Raw genomic sequence first — 18,799 nt, forward strand, 5'->3', positions numbered from 1 at the left:
GAGTGGATGCCGGCGCGCGGGCGCGCAGCACGATGAACGCCGCGGGCATTCACCCCGAGAGTGTCGCCCGGGGCAGAAGCGTCTCAGCCGGCATCCATCTGTACTCGTGTCCCGGCCGCGCCGTCGGCAGCGACGCTCACAACGCCACCTCCTGCAGCACACAGCGCTCACTGCAGCGCAGAGGTGAGCCGCGCGAGGTTGTCGAGCACGGTCGAGCGCAGCGGCTGCTGCAGCCACTCGTCGAGGGTGAGCTCGCGCGAATCGGCCCGGTACTGGTCTTCGACCTCGCGCAACTGATCGACGAATTCGGCGCCGCGCACGAGCATCGACATCTCGAGGTTGAGGCCGAACGAGCGCATGTCCATGTTGCTCGAGCCGATGACGGCGGTCTCGTCGTCGATCGACATCGACTTGGAGTGCAGGATGTACGGCCGCTTGTACAGCCAGATGCGCACGCCGGCGCGCAGCAGGGTTTCGTAGTAACTGCGCTGCGCGTGGTACACCATCGCCTGGTCGCCCTCTTCGGACACGAACAGCTCGACGGCGACGCCGCGCTGGCACGCCGACTGGATCGCCGTGAGCAGACCCTCCTCGGGCACGAAGTACGGGCTCACGATGCTCACGCGCTTCTCGGCCGCGAACAACAGGGTCATGAACAGCTTCAGGTTGTTCTGGAACTCGAATCCGGGGCCTGACGGCACGATCTGGCAGTCGAGGTCACCGGTGCCGGGCTGCACCGCGAACATGTCGAACTCGTCGGTGAGCGACTCGTCGGTCTCGCTGTACCAGTCGGACAAGAACACCGCGTTGATGGATGCCACGACAGGACCGTCGACGCGGGCCATGAGGTCGACCCAGTGCAGCCCCCGCCGGATGTTCTTGCGCAGGTTGTAGGTTGAGTCGACCACGTTCTGCGACCCGGTGAAGGCGACCTTGCCGTCGACGACGAGGAGCTTGCGGTGGTTGCGCAGGTCAGGCCGCTGGAACCTCCCCTTGAACGGCTGCAGGGGGAGCATGAGGTGCCAGTGGGCACCCATGGCATCCAATCGCTTCAGGGTCTGCTTGTAGAACGGCTTGCCGCGGTTGGCCCAGTGGTCCAGCAGCACCCGCACGGTCACGCCGCGGGCGGTAGCCTCTTCGAGGGCGCGGAAGAAGTCGTCGGTCGTCTCGTCGGACTGCAGGATGTAGAACTCGACGTGGACGTACTCCTCGGCCGTGCGGATCGCCGCGGCCATCGCGTCGAGACTGTCCTGATACCCGGAGATGAGCTGCGCGCCGTTGTCACCCGACAGCGGCAGCGCGCCGAGATTGCGGTTGAGGGTGACCACGCCGGTGAACCAGGCCGGAGCGTTGGGGCGCAGCGACCCGAAGTCGAGGTTGGCGTCGGAATCACGGATGTAGGCGTTGATGCGCTGCTGCTTCTTGCGCCGTCGGCGCGGCAGGCGCGGGTTGCCGATGAGCAGGAACAGCAGGATGCCGATGACCGGGATGAAATAGATGGCCAGCAGCCATGCCATCGCCGAGGTGGGACGGCGGTTGCGCGGGATGATGATGACCGACAGCACGCGAACGGTGATGTCGAACGCCAGCACGAGGACGACCCACCAGGTCCACGTCCAATTGATGCTGATGCTGATCACGCCATCCCCCGCCGTACGCTCTCGCTCAGCGTACCGAGGGGCGCGGTCACTCCGTGTTCTGGGTGGGCTTCAGACCGCGTTTCGCGCGCTCTTCGGCCTCGATCTTGGCGTGCACGCGTCGCTCGCTGCGGTCCATGCGCAGGATGCCGCGGAGCACGAAGATGAACAGCCCCAAGACCACCACGGTCGGCAGCAGCGACCAGATGACGGCGGCCCAGTACTCATCCATGCCTCCATCGTACGTCGCCGCGCGGCGGTGCCGCCTCCTCCCCAGCGCAGTCTGCGCGGCGTGATCGGACCGATCCTCCACATTCGGGTCCGCGGGCCTCACACGCACCGCGGCGAACGAGCACGCTCGACCCATGTCCACCATCGTGCCGGTCGCCGACGCGGCCCAGTTCCTGTCCGTCGTCCCGCGGCTGCTCGGGTTCACCCCCACCCGCAGCGTCGTGGTCGTCCCGCTGCGGGACGGCCGCAGCGTCGGCGCGTTGCGCGTCGATCTGCCCCCGGGTGATCCCGGACCGCTCGTGTCGACGACCATCGGCATGCTGTGCCGGCTCGACGGGGTGGATGCGTTCGTCACCGTCGTTTACACCGACGAGCCCGTCGTCGACGGCCTGCCGCGCGGCGACCTGGCGGCTGCTCTCGGCCGTGCTGCGGCGGCCAGCGGACTGCGCTTGGTCGACGTGCTCGTCGTCGCAGCCGACGGTTGGGGCTCCCATGTGGATGCCGGGGCCCCGCCGGTGCGGTCGCTCGACGAGCTCATGCTGACCGGTACGGCGCGGGGCGACCAGTCCACGGGGGCGGAGCTGCCGGCGTACGGCGAGGAGGAGCGGGCCGAGGTGGATGCCGCGCTGCGGTCGCTGCGCGCATCCGTCGAGTTGCTGTGTGGCTTCGACCCCGACCCCGAGCTCGACGACGGGCTGGGCGACGCCGAGCTCGACGACGTCGCGGATTGCGGGTGCCTCGACGGGGAGTGCCGGGAGGAGGACTGCGTCGACGAGTGCGTCGATGGCGCGTGTGTCGCCGGCGGCATCCCCCGCCGCCGGCACCGGATCGACCCGAGAGCGCTGGCGGCGGCCTGCGAGATGGACGATCTGCCCGGCCTGTACGAACGGGCGCTGAGGTGGAAGGCGACCGATCTGCGCCCGGCCCAAGCCGCGGTGCTGGCCTGGTGTCTGGGCCGCCCGGCGCTGCGCGACGTGGCCCTGGTGCAGTGGAGCGGAGACATCGTGCGCGGACAGCAGGCCCTGGAGGCGCAGCACCGGTGGGAGGACAGTGGCGCCGAGTACCCGGTCGAGTTGGCCTCGGTCATGTGGGGCGAGGATGCCGAGCCCCTGCCCGCGCGGCTCGACCAGGCGTTGGAGTTGTGCCGGCACGTCGCCGCGCTGGCGCCACCGCACCTGCGGGCCGGGGCGCTGTCGGTGTGCGCATGGCTGTCCTGGGCGCTGGGCCGCTCGACACACGCCGACAGGTACGCGGCAATGGCGCAGGCGATCGATCCCGACCATGGTCTGGCGGAGATCGTCCGCTCGTTCGTGGCGGCCGGACACCTGCCTGATTGGGCGTTCCGCACCTCCGCGTGACCGGCACGACCGCATGACCAGGCGCAGCACCCCCACGACGCCGTGGCGGGCACAGCACCCCGCGAAATCGGCCCCGCCGCCGGGCCGAGGGCTACTTGACCAGCGGGAACAGGATGGTCTCGCGGATGCCCAGGCCGGTGATCGCCATCATGAGGCGGTCGATGCCCATGCCCATGCCACCCATCGGGGGCATGCCGTGCTCCATGGCGCGGAGGAACTCCTCGTCCAGTCGCATCGCCTCGTCGTCACCGCGGTCGGCCAGGGCCGCCTGCTGAACGAACCGCTCGCGCTGGATGACCGGGTCGACCAGCTCGGAGTAGCCGGTGGCCAGTTCGAAGCCGCGGATGTACAGATCCCACTTCTCGACCACACCGGGGATGCTGCGGTGCTCGCGCACCAGCGGGCTGGTGTCGACCGGGAAGTCCATGACGAACGTGGGGCGCTCGAGCCCGCCCTTGACGAAGTGCTCCCAGAGCTCCTCGACGAGCTTGCCGTGGGTGGCGATCTTGGCCGGCACCTCGACGCCTTCGGCGGCGGCGAGCGCCTGCAGCTCCTCGAGCGACGTGTCGGGGGTGATCACGCGGCCGGCAGCCTGCGACAGCGACTCGTACATCGAGATGCGGTCCCACTGGCCACCCAGGTCGTACACGGTGCCGTCGGCCCAGGTGACCTCGGTCGAGCCGGTCACCGCGACGGCGGCGTTCTGGACGAGGTCCTGGGTGAGGTCGGCGATGCCGTTGTAGTCGGAATAGGCCTCGTAGGCCTCGAGCATCGCGAACTCGGGGCTGTGGGTCGAGTCGGCGCCCTCGTTGCGGAAGTTGCGGTTGATCTCGAAGACCCGGTCGATGCCGCCTACGGCGGCACGCTTGAGGTACAGCTCCGGGGCGATGCGCAGGTAGAGGTCGGCGTCGAACGCGTTCGAGTGCGTGACGAACGGGCGGGCGGCCGCACCGCCGGGCTGGACCTGCAGCATCGGGGTCTCGACCTCGATGAAGTCGCGGTCGGCGAAGGTGGCGCGCAGGCTGGCATTGACCTTCGCACGGGCCAGCACCGTTGTGCGAGCCTGCTCGCGGACGATGAGGTCGAGGTAGCGCGAGCGCACCCGGCTCTCTTCGCTGAGCTCGGTGTACATGTTCGGCAGCGGCAGCAGCGCCTTCGAGGCGATCACCCAGTCGGTGACCATGATCGACAGCTCGCCGCGGTGGCTGGAGATGACCTGTCCGGTGACCGAGACGTGGTCGCCGAGGTCGACGAGTTCCTTCCACGCCTGCAACGATTCCTCGCCCACTTCGGCCAGAGACACCATCGCCTGGATGCGGCTGCCGTCACCGGCCTGCAGCGATGCGAAGCACAGCTTGCCCGTGTTGCGGCTGAACACGACGCGGCCGGCCACCGAGGCGGTCACGCCGGTCTCGGCACCGGCCTCGAGGTCGCCGTAGCGCTCGCGCAGCGCGGGGATGGTGTCGGTGACCGGGACGGCCACCGGGTAGGCGCCGCCGGCGGCATCCGCACGCTCGTTGATGAGGCGCTCCCGCTTGGCCATGCGGACGGCCTTCTGCTCGAAGATGTCCTCTTCGGTGGCGGCGGGCGCGTTCGGCGTGTCGGTCATGCGGATGCTCCTAGGATTTCGACCTCTCAGTCTACGTGGGCCGCGTGTCCGCCCCGTCGACCGGGTAGCCGTCCGGGTCGGCTCCGCCCAGGGCGCGGTCGATCGTCGAGTGGACCAGCGCCGAGAGGTAACGGCCGGGCTCGGGCACCCCCGCCTGTGTCAGCAGCCCCGACGCCTGCTGCACGATCGATGTCGAGAACGCGGTGGCCGTGGCGATGGCCTCCGCATACGCGGCACGGTCGGCCTCGGCGATGACGACCGGCTCACATCCGATCTCGACGGCGAGCGCCTGCGCGATAGGCAGCACGGCCGCGGGAGCGGTGACGGCGGCATACGCTCCGGTGAGCTGACGCACGTCGATGGAGGTGCCGGTGAAGGTGATCGCCGGATGCATCGCGAGGGGAATCGCCCCGCGTGCGGCGGCGGGTGCCAGCACGTCGATGCCGTGGGCGGGGTCGACGTGCAGCACCAGCTGGCCGACTTGCCACGCGCCGAGCTCCGCCAGACCGGCGACCAGCCCGGGCAGTTCGTCGTGGGGCACGGCGATGACGACCAGCTCGCTGCGGCGCACCACCTCGTCGGCGGTGAGGGTGGGGATGCCGGGGAGCATCGCCTCGACCCGGTCGGCGTCCGAGCCGGAAGTGATCCCCGTGAGGGCGTGCCCCGCACCGGCGAGAGCGGCGGCGATCACGGGTCCGACGCGGCCGGCGCCGATCACGCCGACGCCGAGGCGTCCCTCGCGCTTCACCGCTGCGCCCCGGGGTCGGGACCGTCGTGTTCCGACCGCTCACCCGGCGTAGCGGGGTCATCATCCGGCGCGGCGGGGTTATCAGCAGCCCGGTCCGGCACGGGCGTCTCACCTGGCACGGGTGGATCGACCGGCGCGGGCGAATCCACCGGTGCGGTGGGGTCGTCGCCCGACTGCCCCGGCATGGCCGCCGCACCCGGCACGGGCGAATCCACCGGCACGGCCGGCATCTCACCGGCATCCGCCTCACCGGCATCCCACCGGTGCGAGCGGTCGCCGGCGGCGGCAACGATCACGCCCGCGGCGGTGCGCTCCCAGAGCTGCAGGGCGTCGTCACGGTCGATGATGCCGAGCGCTCCGGACACCTGACCCAGCACGGTGTGGCCGGTGATGTTCGCCACCCCGACCCTGCGGTCGATCGGCCCCTGGCTGATGCGCACCGACTGCAGGCGCGCCAGCGGCAGCATGACCAGGGCGCGGCGGAACACGCCGTGGCGCAGCAGCAGCGCGTTCGGCGTCAGCAGGAATCCGTTGCGCTTCCAGGAGAACGGCCGCAGCCAGCGCGCGCGTCGCGGCGTCGTCGTGTACGGGTCGCCGGCGGCCGGTCCGAACAGTCCGTACGCGGACAGCTGGGTCCACATCTCGTCGGGCATCGTGGGCAGGAACAGCCGGAGCACGCGCTCGACATCGTCGCGGGTTCCCACCGGCAGCACCTCGGAGAACTGCTGCGCACTCGTGTCGGTCGCCGACCGCCCACTCAGGCGGTTGACCCGGATGCGCCACCAGCCGAACCGGCGCCAGAGGATCGGCTGCGCGATCTCGAACGCGTGGATCCGGCCGGGCGGCAGCGTCTCGGTGATGGTCGTGAACAGGCCGAAGGTGATGCGCACTCCGGCCGCGGTGGGCGCGATCGAGTACCGCAGCGATCGGGTGATCTGCCGGAACCAGTACGTTCCGAAACCGATCAGGGCCGGGATGATGCTGAACAGGACCCACGGCGTGCCCAGGATCGCCCCGACGATCACAGCCCCGATCAGCAGCAGCAGCCAGATCGTGGTGCCTGAGATCAGGTGCGCGCCGATGACGCGGCCGGTGGGCAGGTGCACGACGGATTCCGGTTCGTCGGCCGGCTCTTCGGCGCCTTCGATGAGACCCGTGAACCCCGCCGCGACCGTGTCGGCCGCGCGGGCAAGGGACACGCCCGCCCGTTCGGCCCGCGCCGCCGCCGCACCGAGCTGGCGTCCGGATGCCAGCCGCAGGATGTCGCCGCGGATGGTCTCGGCGTTCGTCGTCGTGAGGTACTCGAGCTTGACGTTCGCATCGAGCCCGGCCCCCACCACCTCGAGCTTGGCCAAGCCGAACAGCCGCGCGACCATAGGCCGGGTCAGATTGACGCCCTGCACACGATCGAGGGGAGCCCGGCGGTGGGTGCGGAAGATCACGCCGCTGCGCACTTCGACGTCGTCGTCGGTGATGCGGAAGGTGTGGAACCGCCACGAGACCCAGAAGATCGCCACCATCACGACGAGCAGGCCCAGCAGGACAAGGGCGGCAACGAGGATGAGGTCGTTCTCGATGATGAAGTCGAACGGGTCCCCCTCATACTCGACCCAGTCGGAGTCTCCCTCGGCGGGGACGAACAGTGCGATGAGCCGGTCGCGCAGGTTCGTCACCACAATGCCGATCACGACGAGCAGGAACAGCCCGCCCTTCAGCAGCGGCGACAGTGGGTGCATGCGGTGCCACTCGCCGTCGCTGAGCGGCGAGCGCACGTCGACCGCCGGCGGCGCGGATGCCGCGGCGGACGCCGGCTCGGGAGCGGCGGGCGCCGGCTCGGGCGCAGGCGACGCCCCGGGGACGGGCCCCCGCGGCGGAACCGCGTGCGGGACGGGCCCCCGCGGCGGAACCGCGTGCGGGTCGGGCGAGGTCACAGGCCGGTCCGCCGGGTCTCGGCGACGTCGATCAGGGTGTCGCGCAGCTGCTCGGCCGCCGCCTGCGTGAGACCGGGGATCGTCACCCCGGTCGACGCCGCAGCCGTCACGAGCTTGAGCTGCGCGATGCCGAAGCCGCGGTCGAGCGGGCCGTGCGTGATGTCGACCAGCTGCATCCGCCCGTACGGCACGGCGACCATGCGCTGCCACAGGATGCCGCGGCGGAACACGAGGTCGTCCTTGCGCAACTGATAACCGATCGAGCGGGCCTGGCGCGGCAGCACGATCATGGTCACCACCGTGACCGCCGCCGCGATCGCACCCGGAATCCACGCCCACGTCTGGTCGGCGAACAGATACAGCGCGACCACGACGGCGACGATCAGCAGCAGCACGGCCGCGTTGGCGATGAACTGCACGGTCACGTACTTCTTGGCCACCTGGTGCCAGGTGCCGTCGCCCAGCGGCAACCGGCCCGGGTGGCGCGGTTCGAGGATCGCGGAGTAGGTGCCGGCGTCGAACGCGGGCGCATCATTGACCGACGCGGGCGCCGCCGGCACTCCTGCCGACGGGGCCGCCGCAGCCCCCGGGGTGGATGCTGGGGAGTCGACCGCCGGGTCAGTCCCGGTGGCTGAGTCCGAAGCCGGGTTCGTCGGGTCCGGGCTGTTGGTCATCGTCATCCTTCCGGGTGGTGCACAGGTGCTCCGCGATCAGGGCGCCCGCCACGAGGACCAGTCCCCCCACGGCAGTCGCGAAGACCGCTCCCCATGAGCCTAACGAGGGCAGCACGGGCCGGGTCAGGAGGAAGACGAGCAATCCGCCCGCGAAGCCCGCCACCAGTGCGCCGACGAGGCTCGACGCCTTCGCGAGCATCGCGATGCGCAGCGCGCGGAACGGGTCGACGGGCGGCGCCCCCGGCGTGTGGGTCGCGCGGCGGATCGGCAGCGCGAGCACCACCAGCACGACCGCGAGCATCGCCAGCAGGATCGCCAGCAACGGCGAGGGTGTGAAGGTGGGACGCCCGGTGGCGGTCAGCAGCTGGTCGACGAGGAAGCCGACCGCGGCACCGACGACGGCCGCGGCGACGAGGATGCCCGGGCTCGTGCGCTTCACGAGCCCGCCTCCCGCAGTCGCTGCCACAGCTCGGCGACCGGACCGACGCCCGGCAGCTGGGCGTCCGGGTCGATGCGCAGCCACGGCTCGAGCACGAAGGACCGCTCCGCCGCGCGCGGGTGCGGCAGCGTGAGCGTCGGGGTGTCGCAGCGCACATCGCCGTAGGCGATGAGGTCGAGGTCGAGCGTGCGGTCGCCCCACCGCTCCCCGCGTTCGCGCCCATGGCGGGCCTCGATGGCGTGCAGGTAGCCCAGCAGGACGGTGGGGGCCAGGCGCGTGCGCAGCAGGGCCACCGTGTTCAAGTAGGCGGGCGCCGTGGCATCCGGACCCGACAGCGTCACGGCGACCGATTCGATGGGCTCGGCCATGCCGGTCACGCGGCTCAGCGGGAGCCGGTCGAGGTCGGCCTTCGCCGAGGCGATCGTCTGCGCGCGATCGCCCAGGTTGGCGCCCAGCGCGATGACCGCCTCCACCGCTGGTCGCCGCGCATCCGATGTCGGCGCATCCGCCCCCTGGGCCAGCCGCCGGTTCATGAGCGCGCCCGGGTGATCGTGACGGCGACATCGCCGAACGGCACCGTGATGGGCGCCTGCGGCTTGTGCACGGTGACGGTGACCTCCTGCACGAGGGGGCGGGCCAGCACCCGGTCGGCGATGCGCTGCGCCACGGTCTCGATCAGGTCGACCGGATCCCCGGCCAGCACGGCGGCGACCTCTTCGGCCACCTCGCCGTAGTGCACGGTGTCGGCGACGTCGTCGGTGCTCCCGGCCTCGCGCAACGAGAGAAACAGGACGACGTCGGCGATGAACTCCTGCCCCTCCCGGCGCTCGTGCTCGTACACGCCGTGGAAGCCGGTGGCGCGGATGCCGGTGATCGCGATGCGGTCGGTCATCGGGCGGCTTCCTGTTGCAGGGCGGCGATGTGCAGCGCGTCGCGGGTCGCGGCGACGTCATGCACCCGCACCGCCCACACGCCCGCCTGTGCGGCGCGGACGCTCGTGACGGCGGTGGCCAGGTCGCGGCGGGCTTCGGTGGCCTCGCCGCCGATCTCGGTGAGCGCCTCGGCGAGGAATCCCTTGCGGCTGGTGCCGACGAGCACGCGGGGTCCCATCGCGACGATGCGCTCGAGTCCCTGCAGCACCGCCCAGTTCTGCTGTCCACGCTTGCCGAAGCCCAGGCCCGGGTCGACGATGATCCGGTCGGGCGGGATGCCGACGGCCAGCGCCTCGTGGTGCCGCTCTTCGAGCTCGGCGATCACTTCGGCCACCACGTCGTCGTAGTGTGCGCGGGCGTACATGTCGGCCGAATGGCCGCGCCAGTGGCCGATCGCGTAGTGCGCTTCGGTCTCGGCGACCGCGTCGAGGATCTCGGGGTCGGCCAGCCCGCCGGAGACGTCGTTGACGATGAGGGCGCCGGCGGCGATCGCGGCGGCCGCGGTCGTGGCGTTCAACGTGTCGACGCTGATCATCACGCCTTCGGCGGCGAGCGCGTCGATGACCGGCAGCACCCGCTCCTGTTCCAGCGCGGCGGGCACCCGCTCGGCGCCGGGACGGGTGGACTCGCCGCCGACGTCGAGGATGTCGGCACCTGCCGCGATGAGCGTGCGGCCGTGGATCACCGCGTCGGAGGCGGCGAGATAGCGGCCCCCGTCGCTGAACGAATCCGGGGTGGCATTGACCACGCCCATGATGAGCGTCGTCACACCGACCCCCCGGTCAACAGCGCGATGACCTCGGCCCGGGCGACCGGTTCGGTGAACTGGCCGCGGGCGGCGATCGTGACGGTCGAGGCGAGAGGCTGACGGCCGCCGCGCATCGTGACGCACTGGTGGACGGCGTCGAGCACGACCAGCACGCCCCGGGTGTCGAGGGCGCCGTCGATCGCGTCGGCGATCTGCTCGCCGAGACGCTCCTGCACCTGCGGGCGGGTGGCGACCAGGTCGACGACCCGTGGCAGGGCACCGAGCCCCACGACCTGCTCCCCGGGCAGGTAGGCGATGTGCGCACGTCCGGCGAAGGGCAGCAGGTGATGCTCGCACATCGAACGGAACCGGATGTCACGCAGCATGACCGCGCCGGACGGCAACGTGTCCGGTGCCGGTCCCTGCGAGACGGAGATCGTGCGCTGCAGAGGCTCGCCGGCATCGGCACCGACGCCCGCGAAGAACTCCGCGTACGCGTCGGCGACCCGCTGCGGCGTCTGCTTCAGGCCGGGACGGTCGGGATCCTCCCCGATCGCCTCGAGGAGTTCGCGTACCGCCGCGGCCACACGTTCACGATCGACGGTCACGTCATGAGCCTATGCCGTCGCGGGCCGGGCCTGACCGCTGGGGCGCCGCGCGGGGGCGGTGCCGGCAGCAGGTGCCGTGTCGGCTTCGACCGACGCGGCCAGGCCCGCCTCGTCACGACGCTGCGGCACTTCGACCGGCGGGAGGGTCGACACCGGACGCTCCTGGCTCGACAGCCACTGCGGGCGGGGCGGCAGGCGCTTGACGTCGGCGAAGATCTCGGCGAGCTGGATGTGGTCGAGCGTCTCCTTCTCGAGCAGCTCGAGGGCGAGCCGGTCGAGGATCTCGCGGTTCGCGTTGATGACCTCGTAGGCCTCATTGTGCGCCTGCTCGATGAGTTCGCGCACCTGCTCGTCGACCCGCTCGGCGATGCTCTCGCTGAAGTCGCGGCCGTGGCCCATGTCGCGGCCCATGAACACCTCACCGGACGACTGGCCGAGCTTGATGGGCCCGACGTCGGTGGTCATGCCGTACTCGGTGACCATCTTGCGGGCGATGCCGGTGGCCTTCTCGATGTCGTTGGCGGCACCGGTGGTGGGGTCGTGGAAGACGATCTCCTCGGCGACGCGGCCGCCCATCGCATAGGTGAGCTGGTCCTGCAGCTCGTTGCGGGTGACGGAGTATTTGTCGTCGAGCGGCAGCACCATCGTGTAGCCGAGCGCCTTGCCGCGGGGCAGGATGGTGACCTTCGTCACCGGGTCGGTATGGTTCATCGCTGCGGCGGCGAGGGCGTGGCCGCCCTCGTGGTACGCGGTGATGAGTTTCTCCTTGTCCTTCATGACGCGGGTGCGGCGCTGGGGGCCGGCGATGACCCGGTCGATGGCCTCGTCGAGCGCGCGCATGTCGATCAGCTGCGCGTTCGAGCGCGCCGTCAGCAGGGCGGCCTCGTTGAGCACGTTCGCGAGGTCGGCACCGGTGAAGCCGGGGGTCTTGCGGGCGATGACCGACAGGTCGACCGAGGGCGAGAGCGGCTTGCCGCGGCCGTGCACCTCGAGGATGCGCTGGCGTCCCTTCAGGTCGGGCGCGTCGACGCCGATCTGACGGTCGAACCGGCCCGGGCGCAGCAGGGCGGGGTCGAGGATGTCGGGGCGGTTGGTGGCGGCGATGACGATGACGTTCTGCTTCGGGTCGAAGCCGTCCATCTCGACGAGCATCTGGTTCAGCGTCTGCTCGCGCTCGTCGTGCCCGCCGCCCATGCCGGCACCGCGGTGGCGGCCGACGGCGTCGATCTCATCGATGAAGATGATGGCCGGGGCGTTCTCCTTGGCCTGGTTGAACAGGTCGCGCACGCGGCTGGCGCCGACACCGACGAACATCTCGACGAAGTCGGAGCCCGAGATCGAGTAGAACGGCACGCCGGCCTCGCCGGCGACGGCGCGGGCCAGGAGGGTCTTACCGGTGCCGGGAGGGCCGTACAGCAGCACGCCCTTGGGGATGCGGGCGCCCACCGCGGCGAACTTGGCCGAATCCTTCAGGAAGTCCTTGATCTCCTGCATCTCTTCGATCGCCTCGTCGGCACCGGCGACGTCGGCGAAGGTGACGGTCGGGGTCTCCTTCGTGACGAGCTTGGCACGCGACTTGCCGAACTGCATGACCTTGCTGCCACCGCCCTGCGCGCTCGACAGCAGCCACCAGAACAGCAGGCCCAGCAACAGGATGGGGATCATCAGCGACAGCAGGCTGTCCCAGAAGGTGGTGCGCGGCACCACGTCGTTGAAGCCCTCCTCGGGCGCGGCGGCGTCCACGGCGGCGACGACCTCGTCCGCCCGCGGTTCGACGTAGTAGAACTGCACCTGCGTGGCGCCGTCGAACTCCTCCGACAGGGTCATGTCGACGCGCTGGTCACCGTCGGTCATCACGACCTCGGTCACCGTGTCGCCGCCGAGAAGCTCGAGCCCCTGCTGCGTGGTGATCTGCTTCGCACCGGTCAGGCTGCTGATCAGCGACATACCGATCAGCAGGAGCACGCCGATGAGCAACACGTAGATGAACGGGTTGCGGGACAGCTTCTTCAGATTCATGGTCCGATCAGGCTACCGCGTGCCGTTATGCGCCGTCTGAGCATTCGCCCACGGCGTACGGGGCGTCAGGAGTAGACGTGCGGAGCCAGCACGGCGACGTCGCGCAGGTTGCGGTAGCGCTCGTCGTAGTCGAGGCCGTAGCCCACGACGAAGTCGTTCGGGATGTCGAAACCGACGTAGCGGCAGTCGATCTCCACCTTCGCCGCCTCGGGCTTGCGCAGCAGTGCGAGCACCTCGAGCGAGGCCGCGCCGCGCGAGGCGAAGTTCTCGAGCAGCCAGCTCAGGGTCAGCCCCGAGTCGATGATGTCCTCGACGATGAGCACGTGCTTGCCGGTCAGGTCGGTGTCGAGGTCCTTGCGGATCTGCACGACACCACTGGACTTGGTACCTGCACCGTAGGAGGAGACCGCCATCCAGTCCATCGTGATGTCGCGGGGCAGCTTGCGGGCGAAGTCGGCCATCACCATGACGGCGCCCTTCAGCACCCCGACCAACAGCAGATCTTTGCCCTCGTAGTCGGCGACGACTTCGGCGGCGAGCTCTTCGAGCCGGTCCTGGATCTGCTCCTCGGTGACGAGGACGTTCGACAACTGGTCAGCGATTTCGGCCGCGCGCATGACACGAGTCTAGGTAATGCGCGCGGCGACTCCCACCGCCCGACGCTCGCCCGGGTGTCGTCACCCTGCGGTGAACGCGATGCGCTGCCCCTGCCGGCGCGCCTGACACCCCGGAAGGTCGATCGGCCCCTGCCCCGACCAGTCGGTGACCAGTCGCGCCACTTCGAGGGTCTGGCTGCGGGTCAGGCTCGTGCCGAATTCGCTCGCGACGACGTGCCGGATGATGCGGTGGCGCAGTGCGGCAGGGTTGGCCGCCAGCGCGGGCACCGAGACGGCGATGCCGGCGTCGACGTGCTCGACGATGTCCTCGATCGTCTCGTCGATCATGTCGGCGAACGCGTCGGCGTCTTCGCGCAGCTGCTCGGCCGTGCGCGCGAGGGCCTCGGCCACGCCCGGACCGAGCTCGCGCTCGAGCACCGGCAGCACCTCGTGGCGCACGCGCACCCGCGCGAAACGGCGTTCGAGGTTGTGCGGGTCCGCCCAGGGCTCCAGGCCTTCGGCCGCACACGCGGCCCGCGTCGTCTCGCGCCGCACGCCCAGCAGCGGTCGCAGCCAGGTGAAGCCGTCGTCGGCGCGGGCCGGTGCCATCCCGGCCAGGCTCGTCGCGCCGGCGCCGCGGGCCAGGCCCAGCAGCACGGTCTCCGCCTGGTCGTCGAGCGTGTGACCGAGCAGGATGGCCGTGGCACCGGCATCCTTCGCCGCCTGGCGCAGCGCGGCACGTCGTGCCGAGCGGGCGGCGGCCTCGGGCCCGTCGGCGGTGCCCACCTCGACAAGGATCACCTGCGCGGCCAGGCCGCATGACCGGGCGTGCGCGGCGGCGCGGGCCGCGACCTCGGCGGATCCGTCCTGCAGGCCGTGGTCGACGACGACGGCGGTGGCCTCGATGCCGGCCCTGGGTGCTTCGAAGGCGACGGCAGCGGTCAGCGCCAGCGAGTCGGCGCCGCCGGACAGCCCGATGATCACCGGACCGGTCATGCCCGCCAGCGCGGCACGGACGGCGCGGCGCACCTCGGCGACGGCGGGATCGAGGCTCGGACGGTGCTCCACGACCCCCACGCTATCCCGGCCGAGACATTAGGCTGGACCGCGTCATTCCCACAGTTTTGAAGGAGAACCAGCATGGGCGCGTACGACGCCGTCATCGAGATCCCGCGCGGCAGCCGGGTCAAGTACGAAGTCGACCACGGCACCGGCCGCGTGTTCCTCGACCGCGTGCTGTTCACCCCCATGGGCTACCCCGCCAACTACGGGTTCTTCGAGGACACCCTCGGTGAGGACGGCGATCCGCTCGACGTGCTCCTACTGCTGGACCGCGACCTGTACCCGGGCGTCATGGCCAAGGTGCGCCCCGTCGCCGTGCTCAAGATGAGCGACGAGGCCGGCGGCGACGACAAGGTGGTCGCCGTGCTGGCGAAGGACCCGCGCTGGAACCACATCCAGGACGTCGGCGACCTCGACGAGTTCACCCGCGGCGAGATCGGCCACTTCTTCGAGCGCTACAAGGACCTGGAGCCGGGCAAGTGGGTCAAGGTCGAAGAGTGGGCCGACGCCGCCGAGGCCGAGCGCCTGATCACCGAGGCGTTCGAGCGCTTCCGCGCCGAGGGCGCGCAGACGGCGACCCAGGGTGAAGGGCACGCCCCGAAGACCATCTGATCGGACAGAACAGGGGGTGGATGCCGCGGCATCCACCCTTTGTCGTGTCGCGGCCGGTGTCGGGCGTCAGACGGAGATGCCGCGCGCGCGCAGGAAGGGCGCGGGGTTGATGCGCACGCCGCCCGAGTAGACCTCGAAGTGCAGGTGGCACCCGGTGGAGGCGCCGGTCGTGCCGACGTAGGCGATGACCTGACCGGCCGAGACGCTCTGGCCGTAGCCGACGTTGTAGCCGCCCGGCGCGATGTGCGCGTACCCGGTCACGATGCCGCCACCGTGGTCGACCTTGATGTAGTTGCCCCAGGCGCCGCTGTGCCCGGCGAACACGACCCGGCCGGACGCGGCGGCGTAGATCGGCGACCAGCAGCCTGCGGCGAAGTCGATGCCGCGGTGGCCGCTGCCGGTGCAGTAGCCGTTGGCACACAGTCCACCGCGGTTGCCGAACCACGTGCTGATCCAGCCGGCGGCCGGGCGCACCCACCCGGAGTTCTGCACCTCGCCGGCGGGGCTTCCCCCGCCGCCACCGCCACCGCCACCACCGCCGCCGTTGTTGTTCTTGGCGGCCTCTTCGGCGGCCTTGCGGCGGCGCTCCTCCTCTTCGCGGGCTTTGCGGGCGGCTTCTTCCCGAGCCCGGCGCTCGGCCTCTTCCCGCGCCTTGCGACGGGCTTCGACACCGGCCTTGTAGCCGGCGATCGTCTTGGTGGTGGTGTCCTGCAGGGCGGCCAGCTGCGCCTCGAGCGTCTCGCGGTGGGCGGACTGGGCTTCGAGCGCCTGCTGGGCGGCCGTCGCGGCCTCTTGCGCGGCGATCATCTTGCGCTCGGCCTCCTGCTGCAGCCGGTCCCGCTCGTCACGGGCGACGGCGGCCTGGTTGCGCAGGTTCTCGGCGTTGTCGCGGGCGCCGACGGCGTCGGCGTAGACGCTGCGGTTCGCGGCGAGCAGCTGGTCCATCGTGCCCAGGCGTGCGAGCAGGTCGTCCGCGCTGGCGGCGGAGTCGGAGAAGAACAGTTCGAGCGACGTGTCGTCCCCGCCGGTGCGGTACTGCTGCGCGGCGAGACGGCCGAGCTTCTGGGCAGCTTCCTCGGCACGGGCGGCTTCGGCGTCGGCCTGTTCCTGCAGCGACTCGACGCGGGCGGCCGCGTCTTCGAACTCCTCCTGCGCGAGCTGGTACTCGTAGCCGAGCTGCTCGGCGACCGCTTGCTTCTGCGCGACGTCGTTCTCGAGCTGGGCGATGAGCCCCTCGATGCGCTTGACCTCCGCGGCTTTCGCGCTCTGGTTGGACTTGGCCTTCTGCACGTCGTCCCAGGTCGGATAGGAGGTGGCGGCGAAGGCGGGGGATGCCAGCAGGAACCCGGCGCCGGCCAGGCCGATCACGCCCAGGCCGATGGCTCCGCGCCGGGTGACCGGATTGCGGAAGCCCCGCAGCTCTTCGGCGGTGGGCGCGCAGCCGCAGTCCACAGCCGGGTCGGCGCTCTCGGGACGCACGGTGGATACCTCTCCTGACGGTGTTCGGGCCGGTCTACGACGACAGGCCGTCACAGACAACAGTTTTCACAGTAGCAACATCTGTCACATTCGCCCAGGGTCAAATCCCTGGACACATCATCCCGCTTCCGGGCGCGATGCACACCCGCATCCTTCCCCGTCTCACGCGCGTGCGCGGGTGGGCGCGCCCTCGATTGGTAATTTCGTCGTCTGGCACGTATGCTTGACCCTCGGTAAGCGTGAGCCTTCCAGGTTCGCTCGGCCCCATCGTTTAGCGGCCTAGGACGCCGCCCTTTCACGGCGGTAGCACGGGTTCGAATCCCGTTGGGGTCACTCACCTCTCTACAATTGAATACGCATGGCCCTGTAGCGCAGTTGGTTAGCGTGCCGCCCTGTCACGGCGGAGGTCGCGGGTTCAAGTCCCGTCAGGGTCGCTCCGAGCGACGGGCCCTTTGAATTTCAGAGGGCCCTTCGCCTAGGACATGGCTCTTCGGATCCATGCGGCTCTGTAGCTCAGTTGGTAGAGCGCACGACTGAAAATCGTGAGGTCACGGGATCGACGCCCGTCGGAGCCACTGAACCCCCGAGGTGGCTTCTACACCGAGGGGGTTCTTCTTTTCCCTGGTGTGAGAGGGTTTCTGTTCCGGTCGTTGGGCGAGCGCAGCGAGACGAAACGCGGTGATAGAACGCCAGCCGCGTTGCTCTCGAGTCGGTTGGGCCGGTCTGGGGCCGGTCAGGCTACGAAATGGTACTCGAGAAAGCACTTCGCTCCCGGGACAGCAAGGGGTGCCCCGCGTCACGTGCACGATCGCAACATTTCAAGCAGCGGCGAGCAATCCCCGCGCGAGAGCGAGATCGGCCCGCGATCGCAGCCCAACCACCCCGGCCACCGCTTGCCGCTCAGACAAGACCCACTCGAGCGCAGTGTCCGTCACCGCGTCCGGGTAGGAGTCACCACAAGGCCGGGCTGTCTCAAGACGGGACCTTTACGGTCTCGTTGCGCTCCTACCCGGTTCACCTCCCGCTGAGTTCTCAGTCCGTTGGGCAGGTTCGGTCGGCAGGTTCGTCGTAGGTAGGCACGGGACGCGACGCAGCTTCCTCGGGTGTTGCCGCGATGCCGTTTTCGGCGATGTCCTTGATGAGCCAATCCATCTCAAGGATCTCCTTCTTCTGTGCTTCGCTGATATTGACCGCGAGTTCGCAGACTCGGACGTCCTGAATCTGTGCGCGTTCGGATCGGGTGATCGCGAGTGAATGGTGCGGGATCATTCCCTGCATGAAGGCGGTGTCGTCGACCGTGATCTGGCTACGGTCGAGAAAGATGCCTCCGCCGATGAGGAGCACGCCGGCGACGATGATTGCGATGTTCGCTTTCGTGTTCTTGTACATGTTGAGCATCCAGCCCAGCATGATGAGGACCATCGTGCCGCCCATGGTCAGGGCCATGAAGATGCGGCTCTCGCTGAGGCGGATGTGGCCCCACTCCCAGGAGCCGGCGAACATCACGAAGTACATGACGACGACGGCGGTGAGAATCATCGCGCCGAAGCGGATGTACATGCCGAGCATGTTGTTGTTGTGCTGCTTCTCCTCGTGAGAGGTGGTGTGATCATTGCTGTTTGACATCGGTATCGTTCCTTTCTCAGTGGGTGGCGCGTCAGCGCCGAGATGGGACTTGTTACGGGGATGCGACTTCCGGCAGGAGCGTGAGGCCACTGTCGTCGGCAATGAGGACGTCGCCGGAGTTGGTGACCGCGATAGCCTGCGCTGCGCCGTGCACCGTCCCGACCTCGACCCAGGAGGGCGCCCCGGCAGTGGTGGTCCAGATCTTGCCACCCGTTCCGACACCGACGATTCGTCGATGATCGGGTGAAACGTTCATCAAGGCGATGAGAGGCGCTCCCTCCCAGGGGGTGAAGGAGGCGGCGCCATCGGTGCTGATCTGCAATCCGTCCGGCGTGGACGCGATGATCCGACCAGTGGCGTCCGCGATCAGGTGCCGGACCCGACACGGGCGTCTCCCGGATGCGGACCACACATCCGGCATCCCTCGCCTGTGCTTCGATCTCGACGCGCGCCTCGCCCATCGGCCAGCCGCGTGCCAGCAGCACCATCC

At 69.8% G+C, this 18,799-nt stretch carries 19 protein-coding genes and 3 tRNA genes; 5 read left to right on the top strand and 17 right to left on the bottom strand.

What is annotated here, in order from left to right; all coding sequences use genetic code 11:
* Positions 1 to 167: 167 nt before the first annotated feature.
* Positions 168 to 1,640 carry a cardiolipin synthase gene (gene cls / locus ACQ143_RS13375; protein WP_449571202.1) on the bottom strand — a complete coding sequence of 491 codons (1,473 nt, stop codon included), beginning with the start codon at positions 1,638 to 1,640 and terminating at the stop codon, positions 168 to 170.
* 46 nt (positions 1,641 to 1,686) lie between these two features.
* Positions 1,687 to 1,869, bottom strand: a complete 183-nt coding sequence (locus tag ACQ143_RS13380) for a hypothetical protein (RefSeq protein ID WP_449571203.1) — start codon at positions 1,867 to 1,869, stop codon at positions 1,687 to 1,689.
* Positions 1,870 to 2,002: 133 nt separating this feature from the next.
* On the opposite strand from ACQ143_RS13380, the gene ACQ143_RS13385 reads away from it, so the two are divergent.
* The gene (locus ACQ143_RS13385) at positions 2,003 to 3,226 is read left to right on the top strand and encodes a DUF4192 family protein (RefSeq protein ID WP_449571204.1); all 1,224 of its coding nucleotides are present in this window, start codon (positions 2,003 to 2,005) and stop codon (positions 3,224 to 3,226) included.
* Positions 3,227 to 3,317: 91 nt separating this feature from the next.
* On the opposite strand, the gene lysS is transcribed toward ACQ143_RS13385, so the two are convergent.
* The 12 genes from lysS to tilS form a co-directional block, all read right to left on the bottom strand.
* Positions 3,318 to 4,835 carry a lysine--tRNA ligase gene (gene lysS / locus ACQ143_RS13390; RefSeq protein ID WP_449571205.1) on the bottom strand — a complete coding sequence of 506 codons (1,518 nt, stop codon included), beginning with the start codon at positions 4,833 to 4,835 and terminating at the stop codon, positions 3,318 to 3,320.
* Positions 4,836 to 4,866: 31 nt separating this feature from the next.
* On the bottom strand, positions 4,867 to 5,583 hold the full coding sequence (locus tag ACQ143_RS13395; protein ID WP_449571206.1) for a DUF2520 domain-containing protein: 717 nt from the start codon (positions 5,581 to 5,583) through the stop codon (positions 4,867 to 4,869).
* Positions 5,580 to 7,514, bottom strand: coding sequence for a PH domain-containing protein (locus ACQ143_RS13400; protein WP_449571207.1), 1,935 nt, complete (start codon positions 7,512 to 7,514; stop codon positions 5,580 to 5,582). Before ACQ143_RS13400 ends, ACQ143_RS13395 begins: the two co-directional genes overlap by 4 nt.
* Complete coding sequence (locus ACQ143_RS13405) at positions 7,511 to 8,188, bottom strand: PH domain-containing protein (protein ID WP_449571208.1); 678 nt, start codon at positions 8,186 to 8,188, stop codon at positions 7,511 to 7,513. The genes ACQ143_RS13400 and ACQ143_RS13405 overlap by 4 nt, the downstream gene beginning before the upstream one ends.
* Positions 8,133 to 8,627, bottom strand: a complete 495-nt coding sequence (locus tag ACQ143_RS13410) for a DUF3180 domain-containing protein (RefSeq protein WP_449571209.1) — start codon at positions 8,625 to 8,627, stop codon at positions 8,133 to 8,135. Before ACQ143_RS13410 ends, ACQ143_RS13405 begins: the two co-directional genes overlap by 56 nt.
* Positions 8,624 to 9,160 carry a 2-amino-4-hydroxy-6-hydroxymethyldihydropteridine diphosphokinase gene (gene folK, locus ACQ143_RS13415; RefSeq protein ID WP_449571210.1) on the bottom strand — a complete coding sequence of 179 codons (537 nt, stop codon included), beginning with the start codon at positions 9,158 to 9,160 and terminating at the stop codon, positions 8,624 to 8,626. Before folK ends, ACQ143_RS13410 begins: the two co-directional genes overlap by 4 nt.
* The gene (gene folB / locus ACQ143_RS13420; protein WP_449571211.1) at positions 9,157 to 9,519 is read right to left on the bottom strand and encodes a dihydroneopterin aldolase; all 363 of its coding nucleotides are present in this window, start codon (positions 9,517 to 9,519) and stop codon (positions 9,157 to 9,159) included. Before folB ends, folK begins: the two co-directional genes overlap by 4 nt.
* Positions 9,516 to 10,313 (bottom strand): dihydropteroate synthase, encoded by a 798-nt coding sequence (gene folP / locus ACQ143_RS13425; RefSeq protein ID WP_449571305.1) that lies wholly within the window; start codon positions 10,311 to 10,313, stop codon positions 9,516 to 9,518. The genes folB and folP overlap by 4 nt, the downstream gene beginning before the upstream one ends.
* 11 nt (positions 10,314 to 10,324) lie before the next feature.
* Positions 10,325 to 10,915 carry a GTP cyclohydrolase I FolE gene (gene folE, locus ACQ143_RS13430; protein WP_449571212.1) on the bottom strand — a complete coding sequence of 197 codons (591 nt, stop codon included), beginning with the start codon at positions 10,913 to 10,915 and terminating at the stop codon, positions 10,325 to 10,327.
* A 9-nt stretch (positions 10,916 to 10,924) separates the two neighbouring features.
* Positions 10,925 to 12,934 carry an ATP-dependent zinc metalloprotease FtsH gene (gene ftsH, locus ACQ143_RS13435; protein ID WP_449571213.1) on the bottom strand — a complete coding sequence of 670 codons (2,010 nt, stop codon included), beginning with the start codon at positions 12,932 to 12,934 and terminating at the stop codon, positions 10,925 to 10,927.
* Between the two features lie 65 nt (positions 12,935 to 12,999).
* Entirely contained in the window at positions 13,000 to 13,551 is a 552-nt protein-coding gene (hpt, locus tag ACQ143_RS13440) for a hypoxanthine phosphoribosyltransferase (RefSeq protein WP_449571214.1), read from the bottom strand.
* A gap of 60 nt (positions 13,552 to 13,611) precedes the next feature.
* On the bottom strand, positions 13,612 to 14,607 hold the full coding sequence (gene tilS / locus ACQ143_RS13445) for a tRNA lysidine(34) synthetase TilS (protein WP_449571215.1): 996 nt from the start codon (positions 14,605 to 14,607) through the stop codon (positions 13,612 to 13,614).
* Between the two features lie 63 nt (positions 14,608 to 14,670).
* Between tilS and ACQ143_RS13450 the strand changes: the two genes are divergently transcribed.
* A complete protein-coding gene (locus tag ACQ143_RS13450) occupies positions 14,671 to 15,204 on the top strand; it encodes an inorganic diphosphatase (RefSeq protein ID WP_449571216.1) in 534 nt (177 codons plus the stop codon).
* A gap of 66 nt (positions 15,205 to 15,270) precedes the next feature.
* Here the strand turns inward: ACQ143_RS13450 and ACQ143_RS13455 are convergent, their stop codons facing one another.
* A complete protein-coding gene (locus ACQ143_RS13455; protein WP_449571217.1) occupies positions 15,271 to 16,683 on the bottom strand; it encodes a peptidoglycan DD-metalloendopeptidase family protein in 1,413 nt (470 codons plus the stop codon).
* A 260-nt stretch (positions 16,684 to 16,943) separates the two neighbouring features.
* Here ACQ143_RS13455 and ACQ143_RS13460 point away from each other — a divergent pair.
* From ACQ143_RS13460 to ACQ143_RS13470, 3 genes are all read left to right on the top strand, one after another.
* Positions 16,944 to 17,016: transfer RNA gene (locus ACQ143_RS13460), tRNA-Glu, on the top strand.
* Between the two features lie 27 nt (positions 17,017 to 17,043).
* A tRNA-Asp gene (locus tag ACQ143_RS13465) sits at positions 17,044 to 17,117 on the top strand.
* Positions 17,118 to 17,185: 68 nt separating this feature from the next.
* Positions 17,186 to 17,258, top strand: a tRNA-Phe gene (locus ACQ143_RS13470).
* Between the two features lie 457 nt (positions 17,259 to 17,715).
* Here ACQ143_RS13470 and ACQ143_RS13475 read toward each other — a convergent pair.
* Together ACQ143_RS13475 and ACQ143_RS13480 are read right to left on the bottom strand one after the other, a co-directional pair.
* Entirely contained in the window at positions 17,716 to 18,309 is a 594-nt protein-coding gene (locus tag ACQ143_RS13475) for a DUF305 domain-containing protein (protein ID WP_431797296.1), read from the bottom strand.
* Positions 18,310 to 18,361: 52 nt separating this feature from the next.
* Positions 18,362 to 18,631 (bottom strand): hypothetical protein, encoded by a 270-nt coding sequence (locus ACQ143_RS13480; RefSeq protein WP_449571218.1) that lies wholly within the window; start codon positions 18,629 to 18,631, stop codon positions 18,362 to 18,364.
* Between the last annotated feature and the right edge of the window lie 168 nt (positions 18,632 to 18,799).

It is taken from the genome of Microbacterium pollutisoli, assembly GCF_053586795.1.

Bases quoted from the DNA above. Each gene is read 5' to 3' on its own strand.
- ACQ143_RS13380 (WP_449571203.1), bottom strand. From the start codon at position 1,869: ATGGATGAGTACTGGGCCGCCGTCATCTGGTCGCTGCTGCCGACCGTG.
- ACQ143_RS13385 (WP_449571204.1), top strand. From the start codon at position 2,003: ATGTCCACCATCGTGCCGGTCGCCGACGCGGCCCAGTTCCTGTCCGTC.
- lysS (WP_449571205.1), bottom strand. From the start codon at position 4,835: ATGACCGACACGCCGAACGCGCCCGCCGCCACCGAAGAGGACATCTTC.
- ACQ143_RS13405 (WP_449571208.1), bottom strand. From the start codon at position 8,188: ATGACCAACAGCCCGGACCCGACGAACCCGGCTTCGGACTCAGCCACC.
- folK (WP_449571210.1), bottom strand. From the start codon at position 9,160: ATGAACCGGCGGCTGGCCCAGGGGGCGGATGCGCCGACATCGGATGCG.
- folB (WP_449571211.1), bottom strand. From the start codon at position 9,519: ATGACCGACCGCATCGCGATCACCGGCATCCGCGCCACCGGCTTCCAC.
- folP (WP_449571305.1), bottom strand. From the start codon at position 10,313: ATGGGCGTGGTCAATGCCACCCCGGATTCGTTCAGCGACGGGGGCCGC.
- ftsH (WP_449571213.1), bottom strand. From the start codon at position 12,934: ATGAATCTGAAGAAGCTGTCCCGCAACCCGTTCATCTACGTGTTGCTC.
- hpt (WP_449571214.1), bottom strand. From the start codon at position 13,551: ATGCGCGCGGCCGAAATCGCTGACCAGTTGTCGAACGTCCTCGTCACC.
- ACQ143_RS13450 (WP_449571216.1), top strand. From the start codon at position 14,671: ATGGGCGCGTACGACGCCGTCATCGAGATCCCGCGCGGCAGCCGGGTC.
- ACQ143_RS13475 (WP_431797296.1), bottom strand. From the start codon at position 18,309: ATGTCAAACAGCAATGATCACACCACCTCTCACGAGGAGAAGCAGCAC.